This window comes from Actinoplanes sp. NPDC089786 (assembly GCF_040684855.1).
Taxonomy (GTDB): Bacteria; Actinomycetota; Actinomycetes; order Mycobacteriales; family Micromonosporaceae; genus Actinoplanes.
The window spans coordinates 85,527-102,748 of the sequence record NZ_JBFBGU010000015.1; the positions used below are offsets into that span (position 1 = coordinate 85,527).

The window sequence follows — 17,222 nt, forward strand, 5'->3', positions numbered from 1 at the left end:
AAGTCACCGTGCAGGTTGGCGATGAGCTGAGTCATCCCCGTTGTGCTGGCGTACAACCCGGCGACCTGCTGGCGGCGGTCCTGCGGGCGCCGGCCGAGTTCTGGTCCGGGCACCTCGATCTCGCGGCACGGCTGCGCAGGCTGCTGCTGGACGCCCAGGAGCCGGTGGCCGTGCTGGTGCCGCAGGTCCGGACGTTCCTCGATCAGCAGCCATGACGGGCGTACTCAATCGAGGAGGGTCCAGACGTCGGCGATCGACGGATCGTAGAAGGCCGGGTCGCCCTGGTTCTCGAAGCGGACCCGGACGGTGCCGTCGGCGGCGGCGAGCGCGGCGGGCGCCACGAACTCGTGGGTCTCCGTCCCGGCCCCGCCGCCGTGGTCGAAGGTGCGGAGCAGCACCTCGGCGCCGTCGACGTACACCTTGTAGCGCTTGATCTGTGCCCTGTCGTAGGTCTCGACCGCCCGGACCACGAACGGCCGGCCGGGCGTCACCGCCATGTCGAACTCGAACTGCGAGAACGGGGTCAGATGGCCGGCGTATCGGCGGGTCAGGCCGGACTCCACGCTGGTGCCCGAGGAGGGCGACGCGGTCAGGCGGTGCGCCTGCTCCGACGCGGACTCGCCCAGGTCGATGTGGTCGATCGCGTCGGCCACGCTCGGCACGATGGCAACCTGGAGGGTGCCGGCGCCGGTGGCGAGAGTCGCGCCGCCGACGAGTACGCGCGCCGTCAGCGTCACGTCCTCGACCGCCTGCCGGGCGTCGCGTGGCACTCCAACCGTCCAGGTCACGGTCCGGGACTGCCCGGCCGGCACGGTCGTCGTCGACGGTGCCGACACGCTCCAGCCGGGCGGCGCGTCGAGCTCGGCCCGGCCCTCGACGGCGGCGCGTCCGACGTTGCGGAGGACGGCGCTCACGGTGACCGGCTGTCCGGGGCGGGTCTGAGCCGGCGTGGGCGTCACGGAGTCGATGACCATCGGCGAACCGACGGTCAGCGTGACGGGTTTCGCCAGCGAGAACGTCGCGTCCTCGAAGACGTACGTGGCCACGGCGGCGCCGCCGGCCGGACCGGGCCGCTGCCCTATCGGGACACCGACGGCGAAGTTCCCCGCGGCCGATCCGCCGGGACGCAGGCGGTCGGTGAGCCGCGCGCCGGCCGGGTCGACCGTCCAGCCGTCGGGCAGCCCGCTGACGGCGGCGCGCACGTCGTCGAGGCGGCCGCGGCCCCGGTTCGCGACCGTGACCGTCACCGTGGCGGTGTCGTCGGGCAGGACGGCGCCGGAGGAGGTGACGGTGAGGTCGAGCGCGAGAAGGCCGGCGACGGCTGCGCCGAGCGCTTCACGGACGGCGGTCACCGCGGCGTCCAGCCGTTCCTGTGCGGGCGCGGCCGCGTCGAACGCCTCGATCTGCCGCTGCGCCGCGGCCAGGTCCCGGGCGGCGGCGAGACCGGTGCGCTCGAGCGACCCGACGGCCTGCCCGCGCGCCGCCGTGGCGTGGCGGCGCAGCTTCCGCGCCTGCTCGTCACTCAACGTCCCGGCGGCGCGGAGCTCGTCGACGACCGCGGTCAGCTCGTCGGTGCGGTCGATCACGGCGCCCGCCGGCTCGTGCCGCTCGTCGACGATGAACGTGTAGCGGCCGGAACCGACCTCGACGGAAACCGTGCCGTCACCCTGCCGTACGGTCCGGACGCCCTCCGCCTTCCCGACCGGTCCCCCGCTCTCGGTGACCGCCCACACGTTCCGCGCGGGCAGCTCGACGGTGGCCCGGGCGCCGACCGGCACTGTCACGGCGAGCCGCAGCGTACGGCCGGTGCGTTTCCAATCGCTGGTCACCGGACCGTACGGGGTCTGCGTGGTCGCCTTCGCCCAGTCGAGTTGCCCGGTCACCTGGGGCGCGATGGTGAGGTCGCGATATCCGGTCTCCTTCGATGCCCGGATGCCGGCCACCGAGTGGAAGAACCAGTCGTCGACGGTGCCGAGGAAGTAGTGGCCACGTGACCGTGCCTCGAGCGCCCAGTGCTCCCACATCGTGGTGGCGCCGTTCTCGATCATGTAGCCCCAGGACGGGTAGGTCGTCTGCCGGGCCAGCTGCAACGCGACGTCGGCGTAGCCCGCGTCGGTCAGCACCGGCAGGAGGTACTTCGTGCCCAGGACGCCGGTGTTCAGGTGCGTACCCTTGGCCCTGATGTCCGCGACGATGCTGTCGGCCACCCGCCTCGCCGTGGCGTCGTCGGGTGTCAGCCCGAAGGCGAGCGCCAGCACGTTGTGCGTCTGCCGGTAACCGCGATCGCCGTTGCCGCGGTAATAGCCCTCGGCGCGGTTCAGGAAGGTGTTGTTGAACGCGGTCTTCACGACGGCGGCGTGGCCGGCGAACGCGGCGGCATCGGCCGACCGGCCGAGATGGCGGGCGGAACGCTCCATCGTGGACAACATCGCGTACAGGTACGCCGTGCCGGAGACGCGGACGTCCTCCGGGGCGTTGCCGCCGTCCGGGCTGGCCTCCGGGCTGACCCAGTCACCCAGCCGCGGATTGGCCACGATGCCGTCCGACGACCGGCCGAACTCGAGGTCGACGTACCCCTTCATGCCGTCGTAGAGCTCGGTCAGCACGCGCTCGTCGCCGCCGTACTGATAGAGCAACCAGGGGATCATCACGTACGCCGAATGCCAGGGCGGGTTCACGCCCCACTGACCCCAGTCACCCGAGCTGGGCGCGATCACCAGCGGCGCGCCGTTGGAGTCACGGGTCTCGTGGACGTCGCGCATCCACTTCGCGAACAGCTCATGCACGTCGAGGTTCATCATGAACATCTCGGCGCCGACCGCCGCGTCGCCGGTCCAGCCGTTCTTCTCGAACATCGGGGTGTCGGTCGGGATGCCGTGGATGTTGTTCTTCAGCGTGTCCACGACCGCGCGGTGGGTCTGGTTCATGGTCGCGTCCGAGCTGGCGAACGAGCCGGTCTCGGCCGCGTCGGTGTGCACCGCCTGGGCGGTGAACGCGTGCAGCGGCGGCGGGCCGCCGCCGGGCCAGCCGGTCACCTCGATGTACTGGAAACCCTTGTAGGAGAAGCGGGACTGCCACGACTCCGGGACGCCGGCACCGGCCAGGACGAACCGGTCGGTCTGGAAGCCGGACCCGAAGTTGCCGTTGTTGGAGAAGTTCACCCGGCCGTTGGCGAGCAGCTTCTCGCCGTACTGCGCGCGGATGGTCACGCCGGCCGGGCCCTGGGCGGTGAACCTCACCCAGCCGGCGAGCACCCGCGGGAACTTCACCACCCAGACACCGGACGCCGGCTGCGTGACCTCGACGGCGGGCAGCGACTCGGTCACCCGGATCGGCTGCTGACGCTGATGGACGAGCACGCCCTTCGGCCCGCCGACCTCGCTCGCCGCCGCCCAGGACCGGTCGTCGAAGCCGGCCGTGTCGTAGCCGTTCTGGGCCTTGCGGGCGTCGTACGTCTCGCCGGCATAGAGATCGTCGAAGACCGTGGGCCCGTCGGCGATGGACCACGAGTCGTCCGTGACGATGTTCTCGGTGCGGCCGTCGGCGTACTCCAGGTGAAGGACGGCGCGGACCACCGGCTCGTCGTGCCACGGCGGCGACTGCCATCGCCACACGTTGCCGCCGGTCATGCCGTAGAACCCGCGGCCGAGCTCCATGCCGATCGCGTTGGCGCCCCGCACGACCTGTTTGGTGACGTCGACGGCGGCGTACTGGACGGTGTCGTCGTAGTCGGTGAAGCCCGGCGAGAGCACCCCGTCGTCGATCGCGGCGCCGTTGAGGGCCACCTCGGCGTAGCCGCCGGCGGCGTAGTAGAGGGTCGCGTCGGCGAGTTTGCCGTCGACCGCGAACTCTTTGCGCAGCAACGGCGCCGGGCGCACCTCCGCCTGCGGCGCGCGCACATTGCCGCCCCACGGGCCCTGGCCGTACGGCGCCTGGACTACCGCGGCGCCCCAGGCGCTGTCGTCGAACGACGGCGCCTCGAACCCGGCCGGAGCGGTCCTGCTCGCCACCCAGTCCGTGCCGGTGGTGAACACCGACGTGCTGCCGTCGGTGTAGGTGATCCGGACCTTGGCCACCAGGCCGGCCGGCGATCCGGCGCCGTTGTCGGTGCGGATCGCGAACACGTTGCGGGACGCGTCGAGGCCGACCCGGAACAGCCGCGACTGCTGCCACTCGTTCACGGCGCCCTGGGTCTCGCCGACCAGCGAGCCGTTGACCCACAGCCGATACAGGTCGTCTGCGGTGATCAGAATTTCGGCCGTCCGGGCGGCCCGGCCCGCCGGTGAGACGCGTACGGTGCGGAACGCGCGCGGTTCCGCGGGCGCGACCGGCGTCGTCGCCTCCGGTGTCCAGATCCAGGAAGCCCCGCCGAGGTCCAGTTGGTCGGTGTCGCCGGCGCGGGCGTTGCCGATCCAGGAGCTGCCGGCCCAGTCCCCCAGGTCGTACAGTCCGGTGCGGAACCGGCTGACGGCGCTCGCGGCGCCCTTGGTGGTGGTGACGTCCACGCGCCAGACGTAGTCGGTGGCGGCGGCGAGGGCGGGCCCGGCGTACGCCACGTCGAAGGACCGGGCTGAGACCGTCCGGCCGCTGTCCCACACCAGCCGGCCGGCGTCGAGGCGGGACCTGCTGGTCGCCACACGCACCCGCCAAGACACCTGCTCGACACCGCGGCGATCGGACTTCACGATCCACGAGAACCGCGGCTGCGCGACGTCGATACCCACCGGCTGCGTCTTGCGCTCCACCTGCAACAACGCAAGGTGGACCGCCGGCCCTCCGGCGGCCGCCGCCACAGCGGCGACCGGAACGCCGGCGACGGAGATCAGCAGGCTGACAGCGACGACGAGGAGCGATCGGATGGCCCGAGCGGGTGCAGGCATGGGGGGATCCTTCCACGCTTGGAACGTTTCAGGAATTCAACCACGATCGATGTACGCACGCCATGCCTTGTGGAAGATCAGGCGCTTCGAAGTTGGGCAGGTTGAGGTGTCAGCGTACGGGGAAGCGCTTCGTGAGGATCTCGACCTGGGTGGAGGGTCCGAGACCGAAGGCCTCGGGAACGGTCTCGGTCGATTTCGCAAATCCTTGCCGTAGCAGCATGGCTTCGATCTCGGAATTGACGATGGCCGCCCCGAACATTTCGTACTCGGGAACCTGGAGGGCTCGAGCAGCAGCGCGGGCGGGTCCGCGGAAAGAGGCGAAGCCGCGAACGGCGGCCGCCGGGTCGTTCTTGATGTTGATGCTGAAGATGCCGACTCGAAGCCGTCCTTGGACGATCTGGGCGATACAGATCACGCCATTCGCTGTCTCGTACATGACGGAGGCGCCAGCCAGCAGCGCATCTTGTCTCGCGGCGTCCATGCCCATGGCGGCGAGGGAAGGCCGGGCGGCCTCGGCGGTGGCCGTGTAGACGCCTGAGCCGGTGGTCTGGTGCGTGGTTTCCGCAGCCGGTGAGGGTTTGAAGCGTTCGGCTGGGGCCTGCACGAAGCGGGGTGTTCCGTCCCCGGCCACAGCTAGGGCAGGTGTCAGCCCACCGGCGGGTGGGTCTTTGGGGCCCTTCAGGAAATCGACGGCGCTCTTGGCGCCGGCCTGGATCTTCGGGGTCGCCGCCTTCGTGGGTTTGTGCAGGAGCACTGCGATGAGGATGTCCACGCTGATGGAGATCGCGGCTCGGGCGAAGAACTGGCCGGCCCGGTCGAGGTCGGTCTCGTCGCGGGCACCGAGAGCGGTACTGAGAAATCCGTTGATGTCGTTGGCGACCTGAAGGACTGCTGGCCCGATCAGCAGCGCAGACAGCGCGACGAGGGCGACGCCGGCGGCGCCGGCCGTGGATCCTTCCAACACCGCGAATATGATCATGGTAGCCGCCATGAACGCGAGTGACGACGGCGTGAGGAGTTCGGCGAGTTTGCCTTGGAGTTCTTCTCCGCCAAACTTCTCCGCACGCCGGATCGCCTCGGCCAGCTTGTCCATCGCGGACATCCCGGCGACGTCTAGTCCCGCCGTGGCGGTGGCCTTGGGCCATGGCGCTTCCGCCATCGGAAACCGCTGCCGCCACGTCGAGTCGAGGGACTGTTTGATGCGCTCGCCGTCGTAGCGGTCGGCCGCGCGGTTATTGGTGATCAGGAAGCGCAACTGTGCCTGTTCCAACTGTCTCAGAACCAGACTGAGTTGCTGGTCCGGTGCGAAGTCCAGGATGCGGAAGGCGGCATCCGCGGCCGGCAGGTCGAGGAACGGGCCGTAACGAGTCATTCCGAGTTGCGCCTGAACCGCAGTCTCCCATCCGCCCGGCGGGACCGGTACGTGGCGACGCAGCGCCTCGAGCTGATCGGAGATCTTCCGGACGCCGGACCTGCCCATGGCGTCGAGCATGGGGGTGAGCAACTCCCCGCTGGTGCCGGTGGACCGCAGTCCGATGGCTCGGATCGCGGTCTCCAGCCGAGCCGTTGACGCCGGCCCAAGCCCTGCCGCCGCTCCGAGGTTGGCCAGCAGATAGCTGAGGTCAGCGAAGCCCAGGGCGCCGAGCCGTTCAAGCATGTCCGCCATCGATCGCCCGTTGAGGTACTCGAGCGCAGGCCGGAACTCGCCGTGGCTGATCTGGCTCTTCAGCGTCGTCGTCGGGTCTTCTGGTTTGTCCTGCCGCTGCACAATCGCCGTGTCGCTGATACCCGGTGGATCCGACGACCCCTGTGATGATGGTGGTTTGACAAGTCTGGAGACAGCGAGGTTTCCGGCCGTCCGCTGAAGATTCAAAAGCAACCCCGGAGTGTGCGGCGCTCCAGCGGATTGGACTTCAAGTCGATTCTCGATGCTCTGCGAAGGTGCGCGTTCAGGAGGCCGGCGCTTGGGCGGTGGCGCCGAGCGGGCCGCGTCCATCCGTCACCTCCGATCGGAGAATGCGAACTGCCATCCCGATCAACGCCGGTCGTCGATGCTTCGAGCTTTGCCCCATCTCGTAGCCTCGATTCACCCTCGCGCTCACGTTGCCGCGCTGTTCACCCAGAGTCGAAGGCTCGGATGCCCTCCGCAGGAGCCTCTGAGTCAGGCTTTCGGGCAGAGTTGTCTGCTCCTTCGCGCGCAACACGTCCGAGGCCCGCCGCTACGCGCCACCCGGGTCTTTTGCACCGCGACGGAATCCATGCTGATGCCCTGACGGTGACCAGGGCGTCAACGCTGCTGGCTGTTCCTGGATTCAGGCTTCCATCAGAGTGGTCAGGTTTTCAAGGCTGGTGATGAGGGCGCCGGTGTAGCCGAAGATACGGCCGCACCACTTGGCCACCGCCGCGATGATCTGCGCCGCGACCACCGGGATGGTGACGATCAGGAGGGCCTCGGCCGCCCACACGATCACCCGGGCCACCAGGTCGCAGATCAGATCGCGGACGATGTCTCTGGTGAATTGGACCAGGTTGCCCGCAGCCTGGGTGGCGGCCGACATGGTGTCGGCCAGCACCGCCAGACCGCCCAGGCCATCCACATTGTTGGTCATCATCGAGCGGTACGCGCCGGCCGCGGTGCCGCCCCAGTCGGGCAGGTCGGCGGCGAGACCCGCCCGCAGGTCTTCGGCCATGTTCTGGAGTGCGCCGGCCATGTTGGCCCACGTCTGTGCATGAGCCGTGACCTTGTCGGGGATGCCGGCGAGCTTGTCGAGAATCTCACGCAGCGGCTCGAAGTGTTCCATCGCCCAGCCCAGCCCGTTGGCCAGCAGCGCGCTGAAGGGGTCGATGACGGTCGCCGCGGCGTCACCAACGAAGGCGCCGCCGGCAAGCAGGCCGTCGACCCAGCTTCCACCCTGCACCGCCTGCTGAAGGCCCTGGAAGCCATCGACGAGCGAGATGCCGGTGTACGCGGTCCGGGTGGTCGTCGACGAGGCAACCAAGGAGGAGTTCGACACCATGGTCAGCTCAGGCCGCCCGCGACCCTGATGGTGTTCTTCGCATTGTGATCGGCGGCGTCATAGTCCTGGGCGGTCGCGTCGAGGGCATCGGCCAGGAGTCGCAGGTTCTCCCCCACGTACGAGTAAAGATCGTCCTGACCCGCATGCCGGCGCTCGAGAATCGCCGAGATCCAGCCGCACAGCAGGCCGTAGGCGCTGTCGTCCTGCGAGATGGCGCTGCTCGCGCTCTTGATCGCCGCGAGCTGGTCGCTCACCGATCGCACGTTGTTGGCGTGCCGGAGCAGTTGGGACGAGTCCACCTGCAAGTCATCCGACATGTCAGCGCCCCCTCTGGTTCGGCTCGTCCTCGTCGGTCGGCGGGACGGCACCGGGCCGCTCCAGGGCTTGGCGCATCCTGTCCGCGGTGGTGCGCGCCGAGAGCGAGTCGGGTCCCATCGTTTCCACCGCGATGTCGTGTGCCCGGTCGGCGGCTCTGGCCCGGGCCCCGCTCAGCGCGCTCATCACGCCCTGGGCCACCACTTCCGGCGCCAGCCGGTTGATGCGGCTGGTCAGCTTCAGGTCGACCATCACCCCGGCGGAGTTGATGGTGACCTCGGCCAGGCCGTTGGCGTCCTTCGCGGTGACGCGCAGCCGTTCCATCTGCTCGGCCATGGCTGCGGCCCGCGCGGCTGCCCGGTCGACGTTCTCCTTCCACGACCGCAGATACTCGCGGGACACGTCCGGATCCAGGAACGCCTGGGTGTCGGAAACCTCGGACATGTGTCGAATCCTACAACGAGCAGCACAAATGGCTCACGTCATGAATACGACCGCCCGGGCGTCGAGGTTGACGATGTGACCATCGCCGAGGGCGGCCACCGGATCGGTCCAGTGCACATGTCCGCAGAGCGTCAGCGCCGGCGCTCGCCGTTCCAGTGCACTGCGCACCGCCGCCCGGCCGCGCTGGCCGGCCCGGTCCCCCGTTGGTCCTTCGTGCAGGAGCAGCACGTCCGGAAGCGGTGTGGTGAGCTTCCTGACAAGATCAAGAAAGTCTTTTTCCGTACGCCGCAGAGCACGCTCGGGGTCACCGATGATCCCCGACACCCCGGCGACCGTGACACCGCCGACGTCACGACGTTCTCCGTCCAGCAACGCCACGTCCGGGCCGAGATCCGCCACCTCGGCGGCGGTCACCTCGTCGTGGTTGCCGGCCACACCCAGCACCACGGGGCAGCCGGCGGCGGCGAAGGCCAGCCAGACATCGAGGACCGCGCCGGAGACGCCGCGCCGGTCGGCGCCGGGCGCCGAGTACAGATCGCCGGTGAGCAGGACGCCCACCCGGTCGGCCGGTGGCAGCAGCTCGCTTTCTGCCCACACGGCCAGGTAATCGGCGAGCGAGATGCCGAGCAACACCGGGTCGCCGCCCAGTGGCGACGGCGCCACTCCCTGCAGATCCCCGGCGGCGACCAGCGCATCACAGCCATCCGGAAGCTTGTCGACCCTCAGCCGCTCGACGCCGAGCTGCACATGCTGCGGGACGCCGCCGGGACCTGCCGCCCGGTAGGAAACCGTTGCCAGCCGTTGCGGCCGGGTGTCGATCAGCCGCATCAGCTACTACTCCACGACGCTGCGATAGAGGAACCGCCATTGCGGGAGAGAACTCAACTTGGTCCTCACCTCGTCGGGGCGGTCGAACTTGTCGACGAACAACAGGTAGCGGTACTCCGGAAAGTCCGGTTCCTGATGGTATTCGTAGTCGCCGTCGCGCAGGTCGTTGGACTGGAGCCGGAGCTTGCCGGTGCCGGTGTGCGGGCGTGCGGCGAAGTAGCTGCCACGATAGTCGCTGTCGTGCAGGACCCACTCGATCCCGAGGGCCTCAGCAAGCTGGCCTGGCTGGTCACCGAGGCTGGGCTCGCCGTATCCGTACACGTCGTAGATCATTGTGTGTTTTCCATTCAGAACCAGACCTTGATGGTCGGCTTGCGGTCGGCGGCCTCTTCGATCGTACGGAAAATCATGATGTGAACCACTCGTTGCGTCTCGGCCGACGCGCTTTCGACCATGTCGTCAAGCCCGAGCCGTTCGAGATCGCGCTCGCTGAGCGGCCCCGTTGACACTTGGTCGCCGCGGAACTCCACGCCATTGTCACGAGCGGCCTGGTTGACCGACTCACCGCTGATCGCGATGTCGTAGTCGCTGACCCTGCCGTCGTCGAACGGCGACCCGTCTTCAGCACTGCGTCCGGTGACCGAACTGCCCTGAAATCCCATGTCAAGGTCGGGGTAGACCTCACGAATCCGATCCCGGAACCGGGTCGCGAACTCGCGGAACTGCCCGAAGTCCCGGAAACCGTAGGGGACACCCTTGGGCTGGCCGGGCGCGGACGAGTGCGACCCCGAGGCAGGCGACGATCCGCCGCCGGCGGCCGTGGGGCGCCCACGCTGGAACGTCTCTCGGGCACGGCCCTCACCCTGCTGCACACTGCCCGGCCGACCACCCCGGCCTCGGCCCCCACGACCGTGGGCGGGCGGGTCGGAGCCGTCACCGCTCCCCCGACCGCGGGATCTTGGAGTCAACGTCCACCTCCGTCGATATCGGGACCGACCCTATCGCCGCCGTCGACACTCCACATCGGCTGTGGAACCGGGTGAATCCGTCCGCCGCCGACCTGGTCACGCAGGACAGATTCCGACGCATGTCAGATCGCTGAACAGGACACGTCGGCCGAGCGGGGTCTGCAGTCGCATGCCAGTTCCTTCCGCGCGAGCACCGTGGGTGCATCTACCCTGTTGGGCCTCGGACACTCAAAATCCGCACGGGTGCGTAGAAACCTGTCCGTTCAGAAACCGAAGCTCCGCGTCCCAGCCAGCAAGATCCACAACCGTCACTGCCTCAACCATGTTGGGTCGACGACCAAGCGCGCCATCAGTCACGAAGATCTTGAAATGCGGTACAGGTCACCCAGGTAGGTGGGCGCTATTACTCGTGCGTCTTCGGCCAGTGCGGGAAGGCGTGTCGCCGACCGGCAATGGTCGTGAGCACGGTGGGAATCGTGATGGCAAGGGCAACCCAGGGAATGGAGGTGACGCCGATCCCGTCCAGTAGTAGGCCACCGAACACGCCGCCGGCCGCGATGCTGAGGTTGAAGACCGTGACGATGATGGCCTGGATTGCGTCCGTCCCGGCGGCGCGCACCCCGGCCGTGACGAAGAGTGTCGCGGAGCCGCCGAATCCGAAGCCCCACACAGCCACGCCGAGGTAGAGGATCACGGGGCTTACGTTGGCGAAGCCGAGGACGATTGCTCCGAAGCCGAGTGCGACGGTGCTCATGATGATCAGGTGGCGGTGGTGCGGGTCAACCAGTGTTCCGGTGGCCCAGATGCTGAGCAGCGCCGCGAGCCCGAAGACCAGCAGGACCCATTCGATCTGGTTGCCCACGTCGGAGGCGACCGCCAGCGGTCCGATGTACGTGTACACGATGTTGTGGGCCACGATGAATCCCGCGACGACCCCGAGGATCGAGGGGACGCCGGGACGGCGCAGGATGGCGGTGAGCGGCACGTGTCCGCCCTCGGGCGTACCGGAAAGGTTGGGCAACGATACGAAAGCCCAGACGATCACGATGCCACTGGCGATCGCCACGACCCCGAAGGTCGCCTGCCACCCGGTCGCGTCACCCAAGAAGGTGCCGGCCGGAAGGCCGAGTGAGAGAGCAACCGGCGTGCCGGCCATGGCGACGGCGATCGCCCGCCCCTGCAGTTTCGCCGGGGCGATCCGGGCGGCGTAACCGCCGAGGTTCGACCAGATCAGTCCGGCACCGACACCGCCGACGAAACGGGCGATGAGCAGCACGGCGAAGCTACTGACGAGTGCGGCCACGGCGTTGGCCACAGCGAAAATGACCAGGGCGGATACGAGGACGGTACGCCGTGGCCAATTCTTGAGGAGTGCGTTGAGCGGAATCGCTGTCAGCGCTGTCGCCAACGCGTACACCGTCACGGTCTGCCCCACGACCGATTCCGAGAGTCCCAGGCTCTTCGACATTTCCGGCAGCAGACCCGCGGGAATCGTCTCGTTGATGATCCCCAGAAAGCCCGCCGTGAACAGGGCCAGCAGACCGGACATGGGGAGCTTGGCCGTTACCCCGGCCTGAGGTTCAGCGGTCGTCGCTGTGGACATGGTTGGACCCTCCGGAACTGAACGCCTCATTCAGTTCTCGTCCAACTGAGCTGTCCGGGTGACGATTCCGGAGGTGACCGTCGTTTCGTCTGGGTCCGCCCCTCATGGATTCGATGGGTCGCCGGCGAGCTGGGCGCGCACGTCAGCGGGCACGGGAACCCCGTGCCGGTTGAGGCTGGTGATGAACCGGGCGACGAGCGGGTCCGGCTCGGCTGACGTCACCGCGCTCAGCTGCCGGACCCACCGCGGCGAGAACGAGCGGACGGCACCGGCGAAGCCGGCGCTGATCGCGCTGATCGGGCAGACCGCGATCCCGAGACCGGCGGCGGCCAGTTGGGGCGCCGAGGATGTCACCGCGGTCCTCATGACTGCTTCCGGCCGGATCCCGGCCGCGCTGAACGATCGGTCCAGCCAAGTGCTGAGGCCGTTCTCCGGGGCGTAATGGACCAGACGTTCGCCGTCGAGTTCCTGTATCCGTACGGATGACCGACGAGTCAGGGCGTGATCGGCCGGTGTGACCACCACGACTTCCTCATCGGCGACGACCGTGTTGGTGAAGCGCTCGGGAACGACGGCCTCGGGCATCAGCACGACGTCGGCCTCGTCGGAATCGATGAGCGCGTGCAACTGGAGTGCCGACGTGGATTCGCGCAGGTCGATCGCCACCTCCGGATAACGGCGGTGCCACTCGTGGATGACGGGGGCGAGCACGGACACCAGGCTCTGCGCACAGCCCAGCCGGAGCCTTCCCCCGCTCGCCGAACCGACGGCACGCGCCGACCTGATGGCGGCTGCGGCCGCGTCCACGGCTCGCCGGGCATCGGCGACGGCGGCCCGTCCCGCGGGAGTCAGTTTGACTCCCCGGGCTTCGCGACGGAGCAGGGCCGTTCCCGCTTCGCGTTCCAACGCCGCGAGTTGGTGGGAGACGGCCGGCTGCGACGAATGCAGCAGCGCCGCCGCCTGCGTGATCGACCCAGAAGCCGCGACGGCGACGAGGCACTCCAGCGCCCTCAACGATGCCATTCGGAAAGCTTATACGAGTCCCTTGATCTATGAGTGTCTTGGAGGGAAGGCTGACGGCCCGGAGGTGCTTCACCATTGACGAGGACCTGGGCTCTCGCCTTGGGAGCCGGGGCGAACATCTACCGGAGGTAGTAAATGACTCAGGCATTTGTCACGGGCGGGTCAGGTTTCATCGGCCAGGCTCTGGTGCGACGACTGCTCGATGAGGGGCATACCGTCCGGGCGCTGGTCCGCAGCGAGGAGTCGGCGGCCACGGTGGCCGCTCTGGGCGCCGAACCGGTACACGGCGAATTGAGCGACGCGAGCACCTGGCGGGAAGCGGTGTCCGGCAGCGAGGTCTTGTTCCACCTGGCCGCCGAGACTGACATCGAAGCCCCCCGCGAGCAGCACGAACGCACAACTGTCGGCGGCACCCGAGCCGCTCTTGAGGCGGCACGCTTCGCCGCGGTCAGCCGATTCGTCCTCTGCGGCAGCGAAGCCGCGCTTCTGGCCGGGGAGCCACTCATCGAGGTCGATGAAACCGCACCACTGCGACCGGACTCGTCGGCCGCTTACTGCGCGGTGAAGGCCGTCTCCGAGAAGTTGGCGCTCGACGCGAACTCACCGGAACTGGCGACGGTATCCATCCGTCCGAGGTTTGTCTGGGGCCCGAACGCTTTCCTCGTCGAGGGCTTGGTGGCGGCGGCCCGGGCCGGCCGGTTCGCCTGGATCGACGGCGCTCACATCTCGAACGTCACGCACGTCGCCAACGCGGTGGAGGGTCTGATGCTCGGCTGGCGGCGAGGCCGGCCAGGGCAGGCCTATTTCGTCACCGACGAGCGCCGCGTCGTCCTGCGTGACTTCCTCCAAACCCTGTTCGACATGTACGGCGTCGACACGCCGATCCCGGAAATGGATGCCGAGACGGCGGCCCGTGAGGTTCCCGTGCCGGCCCGGTGGTTCCTCGGCCAGCCCTGCCTGCTGCGAACCGACAAGGCTCGGGTCGAACTCGGCTACCTGCCGGTCATCTCACTGGACGACGGCCTGGACACCGTGCGGGCCGCCCTCGCCGTCAGCAGCACGTGAGGTGGCACTGCTCGCCTTCACCGGAGGCCAGGAGACCAGATGAGGATCGCGCCGATCGGGCGGGACAGGCCGGCATCCGTACGAGATGAAGTCACCTCGCAGCGGCAGTGGGCACAAGTTCCGGTCCAGGGCTCAGACATGGCCGGGACCGGTCGAAGGTTCATAGGAAAGCTCACAGCCCTGGTCGCTGAGGAGTGCGAGTGTTTGGACGTCGAACGCCTCGGCCGACATCGGCTAGTGATGGAGCATCGCCCGGGGGCGCTCTCCCTTCTCCCAGCGGCGCCATGGCGGCGCTTGCAGCCGCGGTACCCCACGGCACCTGGGTCACATCTGTCACGGGCGACATCGTCTATACCAATGCGCCCGCCCTGCAATACATCGGCCGGCAGGGCTCTCCCTGGGAATCAATGGTCCATCCGGACGACATCGAGACAGTGCGGTGCGACTCTGCGGCCGCTTGTCTCGAGCCGGCGGCGTATCTCGCCGAGTGCCGGATCGAGCGTACGGACAGGTCCTATCGTCGGCACAGCGTGAGCTTCACGCCGGTGTGCGCGGACGACGGCCGGCTCGAGCACTGGATCGTTATCGCCACAGACATCGAGAAGGATGCAGAGGTACGACGGGCCGAGGTCGAGGCCAGTCACGCTCTGAAATTGGAATCGTTGGGTCGCCTTTCCGCCGGCCTGGCCCACGAGATCAACACACCCATCCAGTTCGTCGGGGACAACACCCGGTTCCTGGCCGAGGCTTACCGGGACATGCTGGACCTGCTGCTGGTGTATCGCGCGTGCATGGCGCCCACCACGGGTGAGGTGAACTGGGACGAGCGGATCCGGCGGGCGCAGGAGGCTGAGCTCAAGGCGGACATCGAATACCTCGCCATCGAGATTCCGAATGCGGTCAGCCAGAGCCTGGAGGGCACCGAGCGGGTGGCGTCGCTGGTGCGGTCGATGAAGTCGTTCAGCTACAAGGACTCCACCGAGCCGGCTTACGCGGACCTGAACGAGGCGATTCGGACCACCGTCACCGTCGCGCGCAACGAGGTCAAGTATGTCGCCGATGTGGCGTTGCACCTGGGTGAGCTGCCGGACGTACGGTGTCATCTCGGCGATCTGAACCAGGTCTTCCTCAACCTTCTGGTGAACGCCGCCGACGCCTTGACGGACAAGGATGAACGGGGCGAGATCCGGATCAGTTCGGAGACGGACGGCCCCGCCGCGGTCATCAGATTCTCCGACAACGGGCCGGGCATTCCGGAGGACATCCAGCAGTCGATCTTCGAGCCCTTCTTCACCACCAAGGAGATCGGCAAGGGCACCGGGCAGGGGCTCGCGCTTGCCCGCGCGGTGATGGAGAAACACGGCGGATCGATCGGGGTGCGATCGGTGATCGGCGAGGGTACCGAGTTCATCCTGCGGCTTCCGATCGACGGCAAGCAGAACGTTTCGGTATGAGCAAGCCCTCAGTCCTGTTCGTCGATGACGAGCCATCCATCCTGGACGGACTTCGTCGCTCGCTGCGTGGTAAACGTGGCGCGTGGGAGATGTCGTTCGCCCCCGGTGGCGCGGAGGCCCTCGAACTGCTCGCGACGTCGCCGTGCGACGTGGTCGTGTCCGACATGCGGATGCCGGGCATGGACGGCGCCGAGTTGCTCAGCCACGTCAGCGAACGTCACCCGCAGGTCGGCCGGGTCGTGTTGTCCGGGCACATCGAACCGGACGCGACGATTCGCGTGTCGGTCGCCGGCCATCGCTTCCTCACCAAGCCGTCCGCGACCGAGGACGTGGTCGCCGTTATCGAGCAACTGCTGGTCCGGACGTCCCATGGCCATGAGAGAGCGGCCCGGCGTATCGCGGGCGGTGTCCGTGCCATTCCCGCCCTGCCGGCGCACGCTGAACGAGTCGTCGCCCTTCTCGGACCGGACGTCGACCTGCAGCTCGCCGCGCGGACGGCGATGCACGATGTCGGACTGACCGCCAAGCTGCTTCAGCTCTCGAATTCTCGGTTCTTCGGTTCCCGGCCACGCAACTCCTCGGTCGAGTCGATCGCCCACTCGATGGGCCTCCCGATGGTGCAAGCGGTGGTCGGCGCCGTGTGCGCGTTACAGCCCACCACAGCCTGGGACCCCACGATCGAGCGGCACCTCGAGACCGCTTGGCGGCATGCGGTGGCGACGGCGTGCCTGGTCGAGGTCGTCGCCTCACCGGCCAACCGGCCGCATGCGCAGGCCGCGGCTCTTCTGCAGGACGTGGGGCGGCTGATCTGCCTGGCCGCGGTGGCCGACGCCCGGGGCGCGGGGGTGGACCTCGCCGCTCAGACGCGCGACGGCGTTCCGTTCCGCGACGTCGGCGTGGAACTGCTGCATCTGTGGGGTCTGCACCCGCCGATCATCGCCGCGGTGGCGCATCGCGACACACCGCAATCGCCGGACGCTTCCGGGCTGGGGGTGGCCGCATCGGTACGGACCGCTCATCTGCTGCTCCAGGAGACCGAGTCGGCGTGCCCGGGCGCCGGCGCCCACGGTGAGGAACTGGCTCACCTGCTGTCCCATCCGCAACTGCGGGCCCAGGGCATCGACTGGCGCGCGGCCGCCGACGACGCTTCACGCCACGCCGGCCAGCGGGACGACGACCGCGGGCGATGATCATCGGCGCCGCTGCGGCGGCTCGATCTGGGAGGAGGAGTCATGGCACGCATCCTGGTGGTCGACGACGACCCGGCGATCCGGCAACTTCTGATCGACGTGCTGGAGATGGATGGGTACGAGGTCAGCGTCGCCGTGGACGGGTTGGCTGCTGTTCGTGCGGTGGAGGCGTCCAGCCCGGACTTCGTGGTGCTGGATGTGATGATGCCGGGACTCGACGGTTTCGGGGTGCTGAGCGCGATCCGTGCCCAACCTGGCGAACCGGTGCCCGTGCTCATGCTGACCGCCGCGGCCGAAGCGGATGCCGACGCGCGTGCTTGGGCGAGCGGTGTGGACTACTACCTCGCCAAGCCGTTCACCCCGGACGCTGTGCTGGACCTGATCGACGGCGTGCTGAACGACCAGGCGGGCGCCAACGACCGATGACGACGGCCG

General features: G+C 68.3%; 15 protein-coding genes. 5 read left to right on the forward strand and 10 right to left on the reverse strand.

Annotated elements, in window-relative coordinates; all coding sequences use genetic code 11:
• Window positions 1-8 precede the first annotated feature (8 nt).
• On the forward strand, window positions 9-215 hold the full coding sequence (locus AB0O15_RS32440; RefSeq protein WP_364326372.1) for a hypothetical protein: 207 nt from the start codon (window positions 9-11) through the stop codon (window positions 213-215).
• A 9-nt stretch (window positions 216-224) separates the two neighbouring features.
• Here the strand turns inward: AB0O15_RS32440 and AB0O15_RS32445 are convergent, their stop codons facing one another.
• The 10 genes from AB0O15_RS32445 to AB0O15_RS32490 form a co-directional block, all read right to left on the reverse strand.
• Window positions 225-4,880 carry a family 78 glycoside hydrolase catalytic domain gene (locus tag AB0O15_RS32445; protein ID WP_364326375.1) on the reverse strand — a complete coding sequence of 1,552 codons (4,656 nt, stop codon included), beginning with the start codon at window positions 4,878-4,880 and terminating at the stop codon, window positions 225-227.
• Between the two features lie 109 nt (window positions 4,881-4,989).
• Window positions 4,990-6,648 carry a hypothetical protein gene (locus tag AB0O15_RS32450; protein WP_364326377.1) on the reverse strand — a complete coding sequence of 553 codons (1,659 nt, stop codon included), beginning with the start codon at window positions 6,646-6,648 and terminating at the stop codon, window positions 4,990-4,992.
• A 544-nt stretch (window positions 6,649-7,192) separates the two neighbouring features.
• Window positions 7,193-7,897, reverse strand: a complete 705-nt coding sequence (locus AB0O15_RS32455) for a hypothetical protein (protein ID WP_364326380.1) — start codon at window positions 7,895-7,897, stop codon at window positions 7,193-7,195.
• Between the two features lie 2 nt (window positions 7,898-7,899).
• Window positions 7,900-8,214 carry a type VII secretion target gene (locus tag AB0O15_RS32460; RefSeq protein ID WP_364326383.1) on the reverse strand — a complete coding sequence of 105 codons (315 nt, stop codon included), beginning with the start codon at window positions 8,212-8,214 and terminating at the stop codon, window positions 7,900-7,902.
• A gap of 1 nt (window position 8,215) precedes the next feature.
• Window positions 8,216-8,656: a YbaB/EbfC family nucleoid-associated protein gene (locus tag AB0O15_RS32465; protein WP_364326386.1), complete on the reverse strand. Its 441-nt coding sequence runs from the start codon at window positions 8,654-8,656 to the stop codon at window positions 8,216-8,218.
• 33 nt (window positions 8,657-8,689) lie between these two features.
• Window positions 8,690-9,484, reverse strand: coding sequence for a metallophosphoesterase (locus AB0O15_RS32470; protein WP_364326389.1), 795 nt, complete (start codon window positions 9,482-9,484; stop codon window positions 8,690-8,692).
• A 6-nt stretch (window positions 9,485-9,490) separates the two neighbouring features.
• Complete coding sequence (locus AB0O15_RS32475; RefSeq protein WP_364326391.1) at window positions 9,491-9,817, reverse strand: hypothetical protein; 327 nt, start codon at window positions 9,815-9,817, stop codon at window positions 9,491-9,493.
• A 14-nt stretch (window positions 9,818-9,831) separates the two neighbouring features.
• Complete coding sequence (locus AB0O15_RS32480; RefSeq protein ID WP_364326393.1) at window positions 9,832-10,356, reverse strand: hypothetical protein; 525 nt, start codon at window positions 10,354-10,356, stop codon at window positions 9,832-9,834.
• 499 nt (window positions 10,357-10,855) lie between these two features.
• On the reverse strand, window positions 10,856-12,055 hold the full coding sequence (locus AB0O15_RS32485) for an MFS transporter (RefSeq protein ID WP_364326396.1): 1,200 nt from the start codon (window positions 12,053-12,055) through the stop codon (window positions 10,856-10,858).
• A 102-nt stretch (window positions 12,056-12,157) separates the two neighbouring features.
• Window positions 12,158-13,078 (reverse strand): LysR family transcriptional regulator, encoded by a 921-nt coding sequence (locus AB0O15_RS32490; protein ID WP_364326399.1) that lies wholly within the window; start codon window positions 13,076-13,078, stop codon window positions 12,158-12,160.
• 135 nt (window positions 13,079-13,213) lie between these two features.
• Here AB0O15_RS32490 and AB0O15_RS32495 point away from each other — a divergent pair, with 135 nt between their 5' ends.
• The 4 genes from AB0O15_RS32495 (at window position 13,214) to AB0O15_RS32510 (ending at window position 17,213) form a co-directional block, all read left to right on the forward strand.
• Window positions 13,214-14,143 carry an NAD-dependent epimerase/dehydratase family protein gene (locus AB0O15_RS32495; RefSeq protein ID WP_364326402.1) on the forward strand — a complete coding sequence of 310 codons (930 nt, stop codon included), beginning with the start codon at window positions 13,214-13,216 and terminating at the stop codon, window positions 14,141-14,143.
• Window positions 14,144-14,427: 284 nt separating this feature from the next.
• Window positions 14,428-15,597 (forward strand): ATP-binding protein, encoded by a 1,170-nt coding sequence (locus AB0O15_RS32500; RefSeq protein WP_364326405.1) that lies wholly within the window; start codon window positions 14,428-14,430, stop codon window positions 15,595-15,597.
• On the forward strand, window positions 15,594-16,787 hold the full coding sequence (locus AB0O15_RS32505) for a response regulator (RefSeq protein WP_364326408.1): 1,194 nt from the start codon (window positions 15,594-15,596) through the stop codon (window positions 16,785-16,787). Before AB0O15_RS32500 ends, AB0O15_RS32505 begins: the two co-directional genes overlap by 4 nt.
• Before the next feature lie 42 nt (window positions 16,788-16,829).
• On the forward strand, window positions 16,830-17,213 hold the full coding sequence (locus AB0O15_RS32510) for a response regulator transcription factor (protein WP_285685715.1): 384 nt from the start codon (window positions 16,830-16,832) through the stop codon (window positions 17,211-17,213).
• Window positions 17,214-17,222: the final 9 nt, after the last annotated feature.